Here is a 14,836-nt window from a genome sequence, read left to right on the forward strand (position 1 = left end):
ACGTCCGGCGTGCCCCTGCGCTTCTTGTCGTACCGCGCGCCGGCAGCCGTCCGTGTGACGCACCGAAGGAGTGAGTACGTGCAGGAGCGAAAGCAGGCTGCGAGCGCCGAGCGACACCAGGGAGCCGTACCGCGCAAGCCCACCGCCCTGCCGTCCGCCGAGGGACTGGGGAGGGCCGCCGCCGCTGCCGCCGGGCAGCTGCCGGGCGGGCACTCACCGGCGTCCGTCATCGCCTTGCAGCGCTCGGTCGGCAACGCCGGCGTCGCCCACCTGCTGGAGGCCCAGCGCCACACGCACGGCCCGTCCTGCGCACACCAGCAGGCCGCGCCGGAACCCGAAGGCGGCCCGGTACAGCGGCGGACGGCCGCGCACGACGTGCTGGGCCGTGCCGGGCAGCCGCTGCCGGAGCCTGAACTGCACGACATGCAGGCACGGTTCGGCGGCGCGGACTTCAGCGACGTACGCATCCACGACGACGCGGTGGCCAAGCGGTCGGCGCAGGAGATCGGCGCCCTCGCCTACACCTCCGGCAGCCACATCGTCATCGGCGAGGGCGGCGGGGACCGCCACACGCTCGCCCACGAACTCACGCACGTCCTCCAGCAGCGGCAGGGCCCCGTCGCGGGGACGGACCACGGCAACGGGATGAAGATCTCCGACCCCTCCGACCGCTTCGAGGTCGCCGCCGAGGAGAACGCCCGGCGCGTCATGTCCGGCAGCGCCCCCGCCGCCGAACCGGCCGCCCAGGAGGCGACGGCCGGCGACGGGGCCGCGCCCGCCCTGCAACGCCGCAAGCCCTCCGCCGCCGCGCCCACGGAGCACTTCGCGGACCGGGCCCAGGAACACCCCGAATGGGCGGTGTTCCAGAAGATGATGAAGGCCGGCGGCTTCCCCGCGGACGTGATCGAGAGCGCCTGGCAGCTGCTGCTGGGCGGCATCGCCGAGCAGGAGGTGCTGAACCGCAAGTCCGCCGACCCGTCGATCGACTCCGCGGAGCGCCGCAAGATCCGGGCCTCGAACACCTGGTTCCGCGAGCTGGTCAACCTCGTCGGCGACCACCTGCGGATCACCACCCCGACGCTGGCGCTGTGGTCGGGCGGCTTCGACGTGAGCGTCTACGCCCACGGCAAGGGCCACACCTCGCTGGAGTTCACCCGGCTCGGCAAGGTCGTCGACCAACTGGAGCTGCACGCCAACTGGAAGCTCCAGGCGCCCTTGTGGAACGTGCTGTCCACCGCGTTCGTCGAGCGCGCCACGGGCCCGGTGCACGTCTTCCTGCGGGCCTACAACCCCGACAGCGTCCTGATCGCGCAGGAGATCCCCCAACTGCGGATGATCCAGCGGCTCAACCCGGCGGTCACCCTGATGTGGCACCCGCTCTACACCACGCCCGACGGGAAGATCAGGGAGATCTCCGAGCGCCTGGAACTCACCGACAACGCGGAGTACCGCAGCCGCGACAAGTGCGTCGCCGTGATGTACCACTACCTGCTGCGTTTCCACGACGAGAGCAACAGCAAGGCGTCCGTGGCCCATGCGGAGATGAACGAACTCCTCGCGAAGAACGTCAACCCGAAGGCACCCGCCGTCTAGGACGGGAGCGGTCAGTCGCCCGCCCGGGGGAGCCGGACTCCGGGCGGGGCGCCGTAGATTCGGGGGATGGCTGACGTGAACGCGGGCGGGACCCGCACGGAAGACACCGGCGGCATCGACAAGTTCTCCCCGGAGACGATCGGCAGATACGCCTCGTCCTTCGGCGCGGCGGCGGCCGCGTACTCCCGGCACCGGCCCGACTACCCGGCGGGCGGCGTGCGCTGGGCGCTCCAGCCCGCGCTGGACGCCGGGCTCGGGGCGGCCGACCGCACCCTGGACGTCCTCGACCTCGGCGCGGGCACCGGCAAGCTGAGCGCGGTGCTCGCCGGACTCGGCCACCGGGTGACCGCGGTGGAGCCCGACGGGCAGATGCTCGCCGAACTGCGCGGCTACGCACCCGGGGTGAGGGCGCTCCAGGGCGGCGCGGAGGAGATCCCGCTGCCGGACGCCTCGGTGGACGCGGTGCTCGCCGGGCAGGCCCTGCACTGGTTCGACCAGAGCAGGGCGCTGCCGGAGATCGCCCGGGTGCTGCGGCCCGGCGGCGTGCTGGGCGCGCTGTGGAACACCGACGACGAACGGGTCGACTGGGTCGCGGGCCTGGGCACGGTCCTGGCGAGCCGGCTGGGCTTTCGCACCTGGTCCCGGGACCGCTCGATCGGGTCCCACCCCGAGCTGTTCCCGGTCGAGGAGGCGTACTTCCCGCACACCCAGCGGCGTACCGCCGACTCGCTGGCCGCGACGATCGGCACCCACTCGCACGCGCTGACCCGCGAACCGGCCGAGCGGGAGGCGCTGGTCGAGCGGGTGCGCTCGTATCTGGCCGCGCGCCCGGAGACCGCGGAGGGCGAGTTCGAACTGGCCCTGATCACCGTCGTGCAGCGCTCGGTACGGCGGTAAGTCGGCGCTCCCGGCCTCTGCCGCCGGCCCGGACCCCGCTGCTACGCTCGCGCCGCGCCGTAGCGCGGAGGTCCGGGCAGGAAGAGGTGACCGTGGGCATGTCCGTCGAGCACGGCGCCGAGGCCGACGACGCGGCCGCCTTCCACGCGTTCTTCGAACAGCACTACGCCGAACTCGCCCGCCTCGCCCACCTGTTGACGGGTGAGGCGGACACCGCGGACGACCTCGCGGCGGACGCGCTGGTGGCGCTGTGGCGGCACTGGGACCGGGTGCGGGCGGCCGAGCACCCGGTGGCGTACGCGCGGGGGGTGGTGGCCAACCTGGCCCGCTCGCGCATCCGCAGCGCGGTCCGGGAGCGGCGCAGGGTCGCCCTGTTCTGGTCGCAGCGGGCCGAACGGGTCACGGAGCAGCCGGACGTGCCCGCGGTGCTGGACCTGCGGGAGGCGTTGCAGCGGCTGCCGTTCCGCAAGCGGGCGTGCGTGGTGCTGCGGCACGCGTTCGACCTGTCGGAGAAGGACACCGCGGAGGCGCTGGGCATCTCCGTGGGCACCGTGAAGAGCCAGACCTCGCGCGGGGTGGCGGAGTTGGAGCGGCTGCTCGCCCAGCCGGCCGAGCCGCCCCGGACGCCCCGCCCGGCACCGGCACCGGCACCGGCACCGGTTGCGACCGCGACCGCCGTACGGGCGGCGCCCGCCCTGGCCAAGGCTCCCGCGCCCGCCCCGGCGCGTCCCCAGGAGGGCGCGAACGCCGTGGACACCGTTGCGCGCGCTACCCTCCTTGCGGCGCAACGCCCCACGCAGACCGCCGAGTTGGCGGCTCCCTGCACCGGCGACCGGGGCGGGGAGCCCGAGCCGGAAGGCGACGGCGAGGGCGCCGAGACAGGGCGGCAGGCACGGACGGGGGACAGTACGCCGGTCCGCGGGAGCGCTCCCGCGGCGGGGACCGGCGCAGAACCAGGCGCGGCGGCACCGTTACCGGGATCGGCGCATCCCACGGCACGCCCGCGTACGCACATCGGACGGGAACTGCGATGACCGAACTGCCGCATCTGCCACGACAACTGCGTGAGGCGGCCGACGCGCACCGCCCGGACCGGGAGCGGATGCTCGCCCGGGTGGAACGTGCGATCGCCGCCCCGGAGTGCGGGCCGGCGCACGCTGCCGCCCCGGACGCGGCGCCCCGGGAGCACTCCCCCGCCCCCTGGATGCGGGTCAGCGCGGCAGCCGCGGCCGTGGCCGCCGCGATCGCCATCGGCGGCCTCGCGGTCGGCGAGGTCGGCGGCGACGGCGGCGCCCCCGGACACGGCGCGGTGACGTCCGGCGCCGCCAGCGCCACAGCGCCGCGGCCCGCGCCGTCGGACGCCTCCGGGGGCGCGGCCCGGTCCGGCCCGGTCGAGCAGCACAGCGCCCCGCACCCGGGCCGTACGACGCCGAGCGCGCACCGCACCACCCGCGGCCAGGGGAAGGCGCCGACCCGCACACCGTCCGCGGGCGGGGTGGCCGCGGCACCCGACGGCACCGGGCCGTCCACGCCCGCCACCGGGACCGGGACCGGCCACGCGAACGGCGGGGTCACCTCCGGCGGCAGCGTCGACCCGAACAGCAACGCCTACTGGACCGAGGACGACGTCAAGGTGACCAGTACGGTGGCGCTGACCTCGCTCACCGTGGAACTGCGCGTGTCCGGGCGGTCGGGCGAGGTCGACAGCAACAGCAGCTACACCTCGGCGAGCGGGGTCACCACCTCGGTCTCGACCAGCGGCGGCGACCTGCTCTACCGCTGGACGCTCAACCCGGGCCAGACGCTGCCGCCGGGCACGTACACCTTCGCCGGCCAGTTCGACCACGCCGCCCGAGACCGCGCCACCTCCGCCGACCGCTACACCGTCACCGCCGACGGGCCGGCCGGACCGGCCACCTGCACCGGCGGGTTCTGACCGCGGGCGGGACAACCGGGCGGGACAGCCGGCCCGGGCACCCCGGCGGGGCAGCCGACCGGGGTGCCATCAGCCGCCGGGCGCCGAACCGCCGCCGCTGCCCCCGCCGGTGCCCTCGTCGATGCCATGGGCGCGCCGCAGTTCCGCGGCTTCCCGTGTGCGGCCGAGCCCGTCCAGCACCCGCGCGGCGGCGCGGACGGCGTTGCGCAGCCGGTCGTCGAACGCGCCTGGTGTCTCCTCGGTCAGCCGCCGGTAGCGGGCGACCGCCTCCTCGGCGGCCCGCAGCGCGTCGTCCTGCTCCCGGCCCGCGCCCGCCCGTACCTGGGCGAAGAGGGTGAGGGCCGCGCCGAGTTCGGGCTCGACGGCGGCCGGGCTCCTGGCACCGGCCGCCCGGTACCACTCCACCGCCTCCCTGGTCACCGCCAGGGCCTGCGCCTCCTGGTCGGTGTCCGCCAGCGCGAGGCCGTGGTTGTGCAGGGCCCGCGCGAGGCCGTCCTCGAAGGCGTGCGGGTTGCTCGCGGCCAGCCGCCGGTACAGCGCGACGGCCTCCTCGGACGGGCCCAGCGCCTCCCGTGCCCGGTCGGCATAGATGAGGTGCAGGGCGAAGTTGCTGAGGAAGGACGCGAAGTTGGGTTCGTACGCCTGCGGGTCGCGCGCGGCCAGCCGCCGGTAGACGTCCACCGCCTCCTGGGCCGGCCCCAGCGCCTCTTCGCCCCGGCCCACCCCGGACAGGTAGATGCCGAGGTTGGCGAGGGAGTCGGCCAGGTCCTCGTCGGCGGCCGCGGGGTCGAACGCGGCCAGCCGGCGGCGCACCGCCACCGCTTCCTCGGTGACCGTCAGGGCCTCCTCCCCACGGCCCACCTCGGCCAGCCGGCTGCCCAGGCTGAGCAGGCAGGTGGCGAGGTCGGCGTCGTAAGGGCCCGGGCGCCGCGAGCGCAGCAGCCGGGCCAGCGCACCGCGGGCGGTGCGGCGCCGGTAGACCGCCACCGCCTGCTCCGTCGCGGCCAGGCCCTCCCGGAGCTGTCCCATCCGCCCGAGGACGTGGCCGTGGTTGTGCAGGGCCCGGGCGAGAGCGATCTCGTAGCCGGCCGGGTCCGTGCCGGCCAGGCGCTCGTAGAGGCGCACCGCCTCCTGCGACGCCGCCAGCGCCTCCTGGTGCAGACCGGCGTCGTTGAGCCGGTAGACCAGGGTGAAGTGGGCGTCCGCGCGGGCGTGCGGGTGGGTCGTCGCCGGGTAGCGCCGGGCCAGGGCCGCCGCGACGGAGGCGATGCCGGTGTCGAGGTCGACATGGCGGTCGGGGAAGCGCGCGGCCAGCGCTTCGAGCAGTCCGGTGTCCAGGTCGAGGCCGGCGAGGGCGGTCAGCGCCGGGCCGCCCGCCTCCAGCGCCAGTCCGGGGTCCGCTGCCAGGATCTGGGACAGGTGGGCCGTCACATGGGGCCAGCGCCCGGCTGCCGCCGTCAGGAAGGTGATGGTGCGGCCGATGTGGCCGGGCGGCGAGCCGTCGGGGGCGGCCCGGCCGAGGGCCTGGGCGAGGGCCTGGGCGACGGGGAACGCCCAGGACCGGGCGGGGTGGCCGGTCGTGGTGTGGCCGGGCAGGGTGAGGGCGATGAAGTCCTCGGCGAGCCGGTCCGGGTACAGCGGCTCCAGGGCCGCGCCGGGTTCGGCGGGCGGGTAGCAGGCGGCGTGGTCGTCGAGCACCCGGCCCGGGGGGAGTTCCAGGTCGAGGCCGCGCACGATGTCCTTGGCCCGCGGCCGGGCGGTGGGACCGGTGAGCGCCGCGGCGAACACCACCCGCGCCATGTCCTCGGGCGGGGTGCGGAAGTCCAGGCCCTCGACCTGGTTCTCGAAGAGCTGGGTCCAGCGGCGCAGTTCGCGGTCCAGGAGGTAGGCGGACAGGCCCGCGGGGTCGGTCGGGGGCCGGCCGCCCCGCACGTGGGAGTCGACGGCGGCCAGCGCGGCCATGTGCAGCGTGAGGACGAGGCCGAAGTCGGCGTGGCGCAGCGGGCCGGGCGGTTCGACGGCCGTCGGGTCGCGGACGCCGTAGCGGTGGGCGAAGCAGTCGCGCGCCACCGTGAACATCCGGCGCCGGGCGGCGTCCGCGGCGGCGTCGGTGCCGCTGCCGCCGGGGCCGCCGTCGTAGCCACTGTCGCTGTTGCCACCGCCGCCGTCGCCACTGTCGCCGATGGGCCGGAGCAGGCAGGCGTCGGTGCGGGCCTGGAGCTCGGTCAGCGCGGCGCGGATCGGCGGCCACGGGTGGAGCGAGCGGGCGAGGAGCAGCAACCGGGTCGGGAGGTCGCGGTGCAGCAGTTTGTTGCTGAACAGCCAGGTCAGGTGGGTCAGCGGCCAGCGGTCGGCGTAGTCGACGACCAGCAGGATGCCGGGGGCGGCGCCGGGTTCCAGGGTGTGGCTGCCCGGGGGTGGCGCGGCCGTGCCGGGGCCGTGCGTCACACTGACGACCTTCCACCCGGCGGCCGCGCTCTGCTCGGCGAACTCGGCGGCCAGCCGCGTCTTGCCCTGGCCGCCGGGCCCGTGCAGCCACCGGGCCGCCAGCCGCGGCCCGTCCGCGTCGCGCCAGGCCGCCAACTCGGCCTGCTCCCGCGCCCGTCCGGTGAACTCCACCAGCCGGAAGCGGGCGTCGAGCAGCCGGCTGGGCTGGGCCAGCAGCCAGTGCGGGTCCGGCTGCGCGATGGCGCGGTGCTCACCGAGCAGGTAGACCGGGCCCCGGTCCGGTAAGACGTGCAGGTCGGCACCGACCACGCCGTAGCCGAAGCCGCTTTCGACCTGGACGACCTGGCGGTCGCCCCCGGTGTCAGGGGGCGGGGTCGCCGGCGGTGCCACCGCCGGTCACCGCCGGTCCGCTGCGGGGCCGGCGCCGGGCCCGGGTGCGCCCGGCGGGTTCTCCGGCGCCTGGTGCACGATGACGTCGCCGCCCTGGGCGGCGAACACCCGGCCGTTGTCGCGGGCGACGTTCATCTGGACCTGGGCCCGCCGGTCCTCGGGCAGCGCGGAGCGGATCTCGCTCAGCAGGACGCGCAACTCGTCCGCGGCCTCGGGGTGTTCGCGCAGGAAGCCCGCCAAGTGCAGCTGCCACACCGGGACCAGGGCCGCCCGCACGCGCTCGGCGTCCTCGGCCTGCGCCACAAGGGCCGCGTTTCCCTCCAACTGGGCGTCGAGGGAAGCCTGCTGGGCGCCGCCGGAGCGTCCGAACAGCCGGGCCAGCCGGTCACGGGCGCCCGCCCACGCGTCGGTCGCCATCGCCGCCACCACGGTCGTCGCGCCCGACAGGGCCAGGTCCGCGGCTGCTTCCAGCATGCATCCTCCTCGATGTCCGGGGCTGTGGCGCTCCTTTCGCGTGTGTCCATCATGCCGCGCCGGCCGGCCCGCGTCAGGGGAAGCGCGGAGGTCGGCCGGCGTGCCGGGCGCCGGCGCCGCAGGGCCATCGGCACCCTCTTCCGGCGGCTTCGGGAAATATTTGCGCCGCCACGGCAACCCCTCGCGCCCCGGTGGCGACATGGGTACGCACCGACCCTCCCGCCCCGGCGGGGGCGGAGGAGCCGGGGCGCGGCGGTACCCCCATGATCGCCGCGCCCCGGGGTGCTCCGGCAGGAGAGGGCCTGCGGCGCCTGGGGACGCTTTCGCTCGCTGCGCCCGCCGCCGCTTGCCGAGGACCACGCCGGGGTCGGCCGGCGGGCGGGGAACCGGCGGGCAGGGGTTCAGTGGCGGGCGGCCCGGGCCCGGGGGGCGAGGAAGGAGTCGAGATGGGTGAAGACCGTCTCGGGCTTCTCACGGATGGGCAGGTGTCCTGCGCCGGGGATGAGTGCGAATCGCGCGTCGGGGAACGCCGCGGCGTAGGCGCGGCCGAAGTCGGGGGTGACGACCGCGTCGTCGGCGCCCCAGAGCACCAGGACCGGGCAGGTGACGGTGGAAAGGCGGGGCAGCATGCCGGCGTCCGCCATGGCCGGCCCCGCGTAGGCGCGCATGGCGGCCATCGACGGGGCGGACGGTCCGCCCTGCGGCGCCGGTCCTGCGGCCGTCGGAGCCGGTGGCCCGGCGGGCAGAGTGATCTGCCGACCGGGGAGGGCGGGGCCGATGGCGTCCATGAGGACGAGCTTGGAGATCCGGCCCTCGCGGTCGTCCAGGACGGTCTGGGTGGCGACCCAGCCGCCGAAGGACGTGCCGATCACCGTGACGTCGTCCAGCCCGAGGTGGCCGAGCAGGTCCAGGTAGACAGCGGCGAGTGCGGGCACGGAGTCCAGATCGTCGGGCCGCGGGGTGGCGTCCCAGCCGGGGTGGGTGGGCGCCAGCACCCTGTGATCCGATGCGAGGTGGTCGGCCAGGGGCGCGATGCTGGACGGGCCGGGGCCGCCGTGCAGGACGAGGACCGGGTTGCCGCTGGTGCCGGCCGCGCGCACGTCGAGGTCCAGGCCGGGCCGCACCGGAACGGTGCGCTGCTCAGGTGCGGTCATGAGGGTGCTTCCAGTTGCGGGGGGTTCGGTGGCTGAGGGCGGGGTGGCCGAAGGGGCCGGCGTCACCGGGCTGCCGGGCCGGAGGTGAAGAACGCGACCATGTGCTCCAGGCCCCGCTCCCCGAACATGCTGTCCAGGCTGCCGGCGGACTCGGCGGCGGACGCCTCGCTGCGCGGGAACAGCGCCTCCTCGTACGCGGCCAGAGCGGCCTCGGTGTCGCCGGGATGCGCGGCGACGGCCAGGGCGAGTTCGGCGCCGTCGAACATGGCCAGGTTGGCGCCCTCCCCGGCGAAGGGGGACATCAGGTGGGCGGCGTCACCGAGCAGCGTCACACCCGGGGTGCGGTCCCAGCGGTGCCCGACGGGCAGGGCGTGGATACGGCGCGGGGTGATCGTGTCCGCGTCGGCGACCAGGGCGCGCAGGCCCTCGTCCCAGCCCTCGAAGCGGGCGAGGACCGCGGCCTTGGCGGCGGCGTGGTCGGTGAAGTCGACCGTGTCCAGCCAGTCTTCGCCGGCCTTGAGCGCCGTGTAGACGTGGAGGCTGCCGTCGCTCTCCCGGTGCGCGAGGACACCTCGCTCGCCTCCCAGCGCGATGAAGAACCCGCCGCCGACGACCTCGGCGCTGCGCGGGTGGCGGGTGGCGGCGTCGAACAGGTCGGTCTCGACGAACGAGATGCCGGTGTAGGCGGGACGGGCGCTGGAGACCAGCGGCCGGATACGGGACCAGGCGCCGTCCGCGCCGATCAGGAGATCGGTGGTGATGGCCGAGCCGTCGGCGAACGTCACCTCGTGGCGCCCGTCGTCCAGCGCCCGGGCCCCGGTGGCCTTCCGTCCCCAGTGGATCGTGCCGTCGGGCAGGGAGCCCAGCAGCAGGTCCCGCAGGTCGCCGCGGTCGACCTCCGGCCGGCCGCCGGTGCCGTCGTCCTCCTCGGCCACGCGCACCGTGCCGTCGGGGCCGAGCAGGCGCATGGCCTGACCGCCCTCGTGGACGATCTTGAGGAAGTCGTCGTGGAGGCCGGCGGCGCGCAGGGCCTTCTGCCCGTCGTTCTCGTGGATGTCGAGCATCCCGCCCTGCATTCGGACCGCCGCCGACGCCTCGAGCTCGAAGATCGCCGAACCGATGCCGTTGACGTGCAGGACACGGGCGGCGGTCAGGCCGCCGAGGCCCGCGCCGATGATCGCGATCGGGAAGTGGCTGGTGCTCATGGGGCCTCCGAAAGCAGTAGGGGAACACCTCGGTGCGCGGGGTCACCACCGCAGGGCTCCTCGCACGGGCGCCTGCGCGGCGAGGAGGAGGGATGCCTCGTTCACTCCGTCCACGGTAACGAACGTGTTCGTTACGAACAAGTTCGACACGCCCCGGCGAGAGGCGACGCGGCGACTGCCGCTACCCGGGAACCTCGCCGCCGGGGCCCGGTCACCCCGCCCGGGATCAGTCCACTGCTTCCGGCAGGGGGGTGCGCGTGATGCCGTTGACGAGGACGTCGAAGCTCCAGCGCGTCCTGTCCGGCACCGAGCCGCCGATCAGCGCGGGCATGTGCGCGGCGATCGCCGGATGCGTAGCGCCGTCCACGGCGTGCAGCGCACGCACCGTGGCGTTCCACTCGTCCGCGGAGGAAGGATCGTGCTCACGCGTCGAGTGCTCGGCAGCAGTGGCCGTCGCGTCCTGGAGCAGCTTGTCCACCCCCCAGGCGACCTGCTCGCGACCGGCGCCGCTGTGCGAGAGGAGATCGAGGACGCGCTCCAGCAGGCGCAGGTAGTTCTCGCCGCTCGGACGGGCGACGAGCGCGGCCCGCGCCAACTGCGGGTACGCGAACAGCACCCGGGTGTAGGACGCCATGACGGCACGAAGCTGCTCGCGCCAGTCCTCACCGCCGTCCCGCCCGGTCAGGTCGACCTCGCCGAGCAGGGAGTCCAGCACGGCCGCGTGCAGTTCGGCGGTGTTGGCGATGTAGACGTACAGCGACGCCGGGCCGGTATCCAGCTCCTGCGCCAGGCGGCGCATCGTGACCTTTCCCAGGCCCTCCGCCCGCATGATCCGCACGGCGGTGTCCACGATCCAGCGCCGGGACAGGGCGGGCTTCGCCGGACGCTCCCGGCGGCTGATCGGCTCTCTTCTCGCGGTCATCACCCGATCGTAACGAACATGTTCGGGCCGCACCGGCCGGCTGTCCGGTCCCCTCTCGTCCCCGCCGCGAACGACGGTTGCCGCAAACGATCCGTTGCCGGAGCGGGATCGGCGAGGGGCCGCCGGACCCGCGTTGGTCTCGTTTCGGCCGCAGGCACCATGGCCGGTCCCCGGCGGAGGCCCGCCCCCACGCCGAAGAGCGGGCCCGCGCCGTCGGCGGGGACGTCCTCCGGGCCGCATGGCGGGGGGAGGGGCTTTGCGGAGGCGGCTACGGGTGCAGGGCGGTGCGGACAGCGGCGAGGTCGGCGTCGCTCGCCAGGCCCGCGTGATAGAGGCGCAGTTCGGTGGCGCCGAGGGCAGCGGCGTGGGCCGCGTCGGCGGCGAGGGTGCCGGGGCTGCCGCCCATGCCGGACACGACCGTGAAGTTCGCGGCGAGCACGGTGCCGTCGCGGCGGTGCGCGGCGAGCGGCGTGAGGACCGCCTCGCGGGCGGCCGGTCCGCCGGTGCAGGGCAGCACCAGGCCGTCGGCGTGGCCGAGGATGTGCGCGGGGTCCACCCCGGCGTTCGCGCCGCAGCGGTAGGACAGCGGGTCGGCGTGCATGAGCACCTGGAAGCCGGGGGCGGCCGCGGCCCGGACCGCGGCGATCGCCTCGGCCTGGAGCGAACCGGCGGTGCGGGTGCGCCAGTCGAAGGTCAGGGCGGTCGCTTCCGCGCCGAGCAGCCGCTCGATGCCGTCGCGGCCCGCCGCCCGCTCCCCGCCATCGGCGGCGCCGTCCGCGGCGCCGGCCCAGACGGGTCCGAGGGCGGCGCGCACGTCGGCGGCGAGGCGGTCGGGGTCGGCGCCGAGCCCGGCGTAGCCCTCGCGGCAGTGCGGGCAGAAGCAGAGCGACATCAGGTAGGTGGCGGCGTCGCCGAGCGGCACCCCGCCGATCTTGTCGTGGGCGTGCAGGTGGGCCAGGCCGTACCAGCCGAGGGACTCCAACTCGGTGCCGAGGGCGCCGGGTCGGGGGGCGGCTTCGGCGGCCAGCTCCACCAGGTGGGCGCGGACGGCGGGTTGGGCGATGCATGGCGCCCACGGGTAGCGGTCGCCGTAGGCGTTGACCACGCTGGTGTCCGGATGCTCGGCGCCCATCCGGGAGTTGTGGGCGAGCACCACCCAGCTGTGCACGTCCAGGCCCGCGGCGGCGAGCGCTGCCGCGGCCGTACCGTAGGCGTCGGGGTCGCCGCCGGTCCAGGCGCCCGCGGGGTAGGGGCGCAGGGCATGCGGCTGCCAGCGGGCGGGGTCGGGCGGGTAGAGGACGGCGGCGTACTCGGCGGTGACCACGCGGCGGGCGGGGTGGCGCGGGGTCAGCGCGCGGGTGGAGTGGTAGGCGGCGGCGAGGGTGACCTGCTGCACGCCGAGGGCGGCGACGCGGTCGGCGGCCGCGGGGTCGCCGAGGACGTCCCAGGGGTAGAGGAAGGCGGAGGTCCGCAGGGGGGCGGGTGCGCCGGAGACGTCTGTGCCGGAAGGCCGGCCGGTGGCCATGTCAGCGCCCGCCGGCCAGCGCGAGGCCGCGCTCGATGAGTTCGCCCAGTTCCTTGACGTGGGCCGCGGTGGGCTCCGACAGCGGCGGCCGCACCTCGCCGACGTCCAGCCCGCGCAGCCGCACCCCGGCCTTGACCAGCGAGACGGCGTAACCGCGGCCCTGGTTGCGGAGGTTGACCAGCGGGAGGTAGAAGCCGTCGAGCAGTGCGCGCACGGTGTCGTCGTCGCCGGCGGTGAGCGCGCGGTGGAAGGCGAGCGCGATCTCGGGCGAGAAGGCGTACACCGCCGAGGAGTAGAGGGTGACGCCGATGCCGCGGTAGGCGAGGCCGGTGAGTTCGGCGGTGGGCAGGCCGTTGAAGTACAGGAAGGGGTGGCCGGGCAGTTCGGCGCGGACGGTGCTGATGATCCGCTGCATGAGGTCGAGGTCGCCGACGCCGTCCTTGAGGCCGATGATGTTCGGCACCTTCGCCAGGGCGACGACCGTCTCGGGGGTGAAGACGGCGTTGTCGCGCTGGTAGACGATGACGTCCAGGCCGGTGCCCGCGGCGAGCGCGGTGTAGTGGCGCAGCAGGCCCTGCTGGTCGGCGACCACGAGGTAGGGGGGCATGGCGAGCAGGCCGTCGGCGCCCGCCCGTTCGGCCACGGCGGCGTACTGGAGGGCGAGCGCGGTGCCGTATCCGGCGCCGGCCACCACCGGGACCCGGCCGGCCGCCTCCTCGACGGCCGCGGCCACGCACGCGCCGAACTCCTCGGGGGTCAGCGCGTGGAACTCGCCGGTGCCGCAGCAGACGAACGCGGCCGCGGCGCCGGCCTCGATGCCGCGCCGGACGTGCGTGCGGAAGGCGTCGAGGTCGAGCGCGCCGTCGGAGTCGAACGCCGTCACGGGAAAGAACAGCAGACCGTCAAGTCGCTCGGCGAGCGCGGGCGAGGTCATCGGGTGTCCCCCTCGGAGCTGTGCGGCGCGTCGTGCGCCCTTGTGATTCACGTCCATACTTATGAACGCTGCCACGCTAGGCGAGGCCCCGGGCACGGGTCAAGCGGACGGACTTTCCCCGGCGCCCCCGGCACCCCCTCCCCATTGTCCATGTATCTGAATACGCTGCGGGTCTGCATACGCTGCACGGGCCCACTCGGCCGTCGAACCCGTCGAACCAGTCGAACCAGTCGAACCTGTCGAACCCGTCGAACCAGGAGGCATCTCCATGACCGCTCCTCGCACCGTCCTGCTCACCGGCGCCGCCGGCGGGCTGGGCACCTTGATGCGCGGGCTGCTGCCGTCGTACGGATACGACCTGCGGCTGCTGGACGTACGGCCGGTCGAACCGCTGCCGGGCGAGGCGGACCACGAGGCGGACCACGACCCGGCCGGCGCGCCCGAGGCGATCACCGCCGACCTCGCCGACCGGGACGCGCTGCGCGAGGCGGTCCGCGGGGTGGACGCGGTGCTGCATCTGGCGGGCATCTCCGTGGAGTCCACCTTCGACAAGATCCTCGCGGCCAACATCCAGGGCACCTACCACCTTTACGAGGCGGTCCGCGAGGAGGGCGTCCGCACCGGGGGCGCGCCCCCGCGGGTGGTCTTCGCCTCCAGCAACCACGCGGTCGGCTTCACCCCGCGCCCGCAGGGCGACGACCCGCTGATCCCGATCGGCACCCCGCACCGCCCCGACACCTTCTACGGGCTGTCCAAGGGCTTCGGGGAGGACCTGGCGCAGTTCTACGCCGACAAGCACGGGGTCGACACCGTCTCGGTCCGGATCGGCTCCTGCTTCCCCGAGCCGTCGAACGTGCGGATGCTGTCGGTCTGGATGAGCCCCGCCGACGGCGCCCGGCTCTTCCACGCGGCGCTGAGCGCGGGCACCACCGGGCACACCGTCGTCTACGGCTCCTCCGGGAACACCCGGCTGTGGTGGGACCTCGCCTCGGCGCGGGCGCTGGGCTACGAACCGCAGGACGACTCCGAGGTGTTCGCCGCGCAACTGATCGCTGAGCAGGGCGAGTTGGACCCGGACAACCCCGCCCACGCGAACCTCGGCGGCGCGTTCTGCACCGACCCGCCGATCTGGCCGTACTGACGGACAGCACGTGTCGGCAGCCGGACGGCAGTCGTACGGCAGTCGTACGGCGGGGGCGGGCGCACGGCGGGAAGGGCGGCGGGCGGGCCGGGGCGACGGCGGCGGAAAGCCCGCGGACAGGCTGCGGACAGGCTGTGTCGCCAGCCGGACAGGCCCGGGCGAAGGGACGGCGTGTTTGGTTAGGCTCACCTAACTTACCGACGTCGAAGGAGCCCCG

Annotated in this window: 11 protein-coding genes and 1 pseudogene; 5 read left to right on the plus strand and 7 right to left on the minus strand. The window is 75.1% G+C overall.

What is annotated here, in order from left to right:
• The first annotated feature begins 78 nt into the window (after nt 1–78).
• The 4 genes and pseudogenes from AC3ERT_RS23215 (at nt 79) to AC3ERT_RS23230 (ending at nt 4,426) form a co-directional block, all read left to right on the plus strand.
• Nucleotides 79–1,593, plus strand: a complete 1,515-nt coding sequence (locus tag AC3ERT_RS23215) for an eCIS core domain-containing protein (protein WP_435176539.1) — start codon at nt 79–81, stop codon at nt 1,591–1,593.
• A gap of 66 nt (nt 1,594–1,659) precedes the next feature.
• Nucleotides 1,660–2,490 carry a class I SAM-dependent methyltransferase gene (locus AC3ERT_RS23220; RefSeq protein WP_435176541.1) on the plus strand — a complete coding sequence of 277 codons (831 nt, stop codon included), beginning with the start codon at nt 1,660–1,662 and terminating at the stop codon, nt 2,488–2,490.
• Nucleotides 2,491–2,588: 98 nt separating this feature from the next.
• Nucleotides 2,589–3,113: pseudogene (locus AC3ERT_RS23225) on the plus strand (SigE family RNA polymerase sigma factor); the annotation flags it as partial.
• 407 nt (nt 3,114–3,520) lie between these two features.
• The gene (locus tag AC3ERT_RS23230) at nt 3,521–4,426 is read left to right on the plus strand and encodes a hypothetical protein (protein WP_435176543.1); all 906 of its coding nucleotides are present in this window, start codon (nt 3,521–3,523) and stop codon (nt 4,424–4,426) included.
• A gap of 69 nt (nt 4,427–4,495) precedes the next feature.
• Here AC3ERT_RS23230 and AC3ERT_RS23235 read toward each other — a convergent pair whose 3' ends face one another.
• From AC3ERT_RS23235 to AC3ERT_RS23265, 7 genes are all read right to left on the minus strand, one after another.
• Complete coding sequence (locus tag AC3ERT_RS23235; protein WP_435176544.1) at nt 4,496–7,264, minus strand: tetratricopeptide repeat protein; 2,769 nt, start codon at nt 7,262–7,264, stop codon at nt 4,496–4,498.
• 6 nt (nt 7,265–7,270) lie between these two features.
• Nucleotides 7,271–7,738, minus strand: coding sequence for a hypothetical protein (locus AC3ERT_RS23240; RefSeq protein WP_435176545.1), 468 nt, complete (start codon nt 7,736–7,738; stop codon nt 7,271–7,273).
• Nucleotides 7,739–8,139: 401 nt separating this feature from the next.
• Entirely contained in the window at nt 8,140–8,892 is a 753-nt protein-coding gene (locus AC3ERT_RS23245) for an alpha/beta fold hydrolase (RefSeq protein WP_435176547.1), read from the minus strand.
• A gap of 62 nt (nt 8,893–8,954) precedes the next feature.
• Nucleotides 8,955–10,097, minus strand: a complete 1,143-nt coding sequence (locus tag AC3ERT_RS23250) for an FAD-dependent oxidoreductase (RefSeq protein ID WP_435176549.1) — start codon at nt 10,095–10,097, stop codon at nt 8,955–8,957.
• A 226-nt stretch (nt 10,098–10,323) separates the two neighbouring features.
• Nucleotides 10,324–11,019, minus strand: coding sequence for a TetR/AcrR family transcriptional regulator (locus tag AC3ERT_RS23255; protein ID WP_435176551.1), 696 nt, complete (start codon nt 11,017–11,019; stop codon nt 10,324–10,326).
• A 268-nt stretch (nt 11,020–11,287) separates the two neighbouring features.
• Nucleotides 11,288–12,493: a hypothetical protein gene (locus AC3ERT_RS23260; protein ID WP_435176596.1), complete on the minus strand. Its 1,206-nt coding sequence runs from the start codon at nt 12,491–12,493 to the stop codon at nt 11,288–11,290.
• A 52-nt stretch (nt 12,494–12,545) separates the two neighbouring features.
• Complete coding sequence (locus tag AC3ERT_RS23265; protein ID WP_435129592.1) at nt 12,546–13,478, minus strand: 5-dehydro-4-deoxyglucarate dehydratase; 933 nt, start codon at nt 13,476–13,478, stop codon at nt 12,546–12,548.
• A 268-nt stretch (nt 13,479–13,746) separates the two neighbouring features.
• Here AC3ERT_RS23265 and AC3ERT_RS23270 point away from each other — a divergent pair, with 268 nt between their 5' ends.
• A complete protein-coding gene (locus tag AC3ERT_RS23270) occupies nt 13,747–14,619 on the plus strand; it encodes an NAD-dependent epimerase/dehydratase family protein (protein WP_435176553.1) in 873 nt (290 codons plus the stop codon).
• The last annotated feature ends 217 nt before the right edge of the window (nt 14,620–14,836 follow it).

It is taken from the genome of Actinacidiphila sp. bgisy145 (assembly GCF_057708125.1).

Coding starts and splice junctions, on each gene's coding strand:
- AC3ERT_RS23220 (WP_435176541.1), top strand. CDS start 1,660: ATGGCTGACGTGAACGCGGGCGGGACCCGCACGGAAGACACCGGCGGC.
- AC3ERT_RS23240 (WP_435176545.1), bottom strand. CDS start 7,738: ATGCTGGAAGCAGCCGCGGACCTGGCCCTGTCGGGCGCGACGACCGTG.
- AC3ERT_RS23265 (WP_435129592.1), bottom strand. CDS start 13,478: ATGACCTCGCCCGCGCTCGCCGAGCGACTTGACGGTCTGCTGTTCTTT.
- AC3ERT_RS23270 (WP_435176553.1), top strand. CDS start 13,747: ATGACCGCTCCTCGCACCGTCCTGCTCACCGGCGCCGCCGGCGGGCTG.
- AC3ERT_RS23230 (WP_435176543.1), top strand. CDS start 3,521: ATGACCGAACTGCCGCATCTGCCACGACAACTGCGTGAGGCGGCCGAC.
- AC3ERT_RS23245 (WP_435176547.1), bottom strand. CDS start 8,892: ATGACCGCACCTGAGCAGCGCACCGTTCCGGTGCGGCCCGGCCTGGAC.
- AC3ERT_RS23255 (WP_435176551.1), bottom strand. CDS start 11,019: ATGACCGCGAGAAGAGAGCCGATCAGCCGCCGGGAGCGTCCGGCGAAG.
- AC3ERT_RS23250 (WP_435176549.1), bottom strand. CDS start 10,097: ATGAGCACCAGCCACTTCCCGATCGCGATCATCGGCGCGGGCCTCGGC.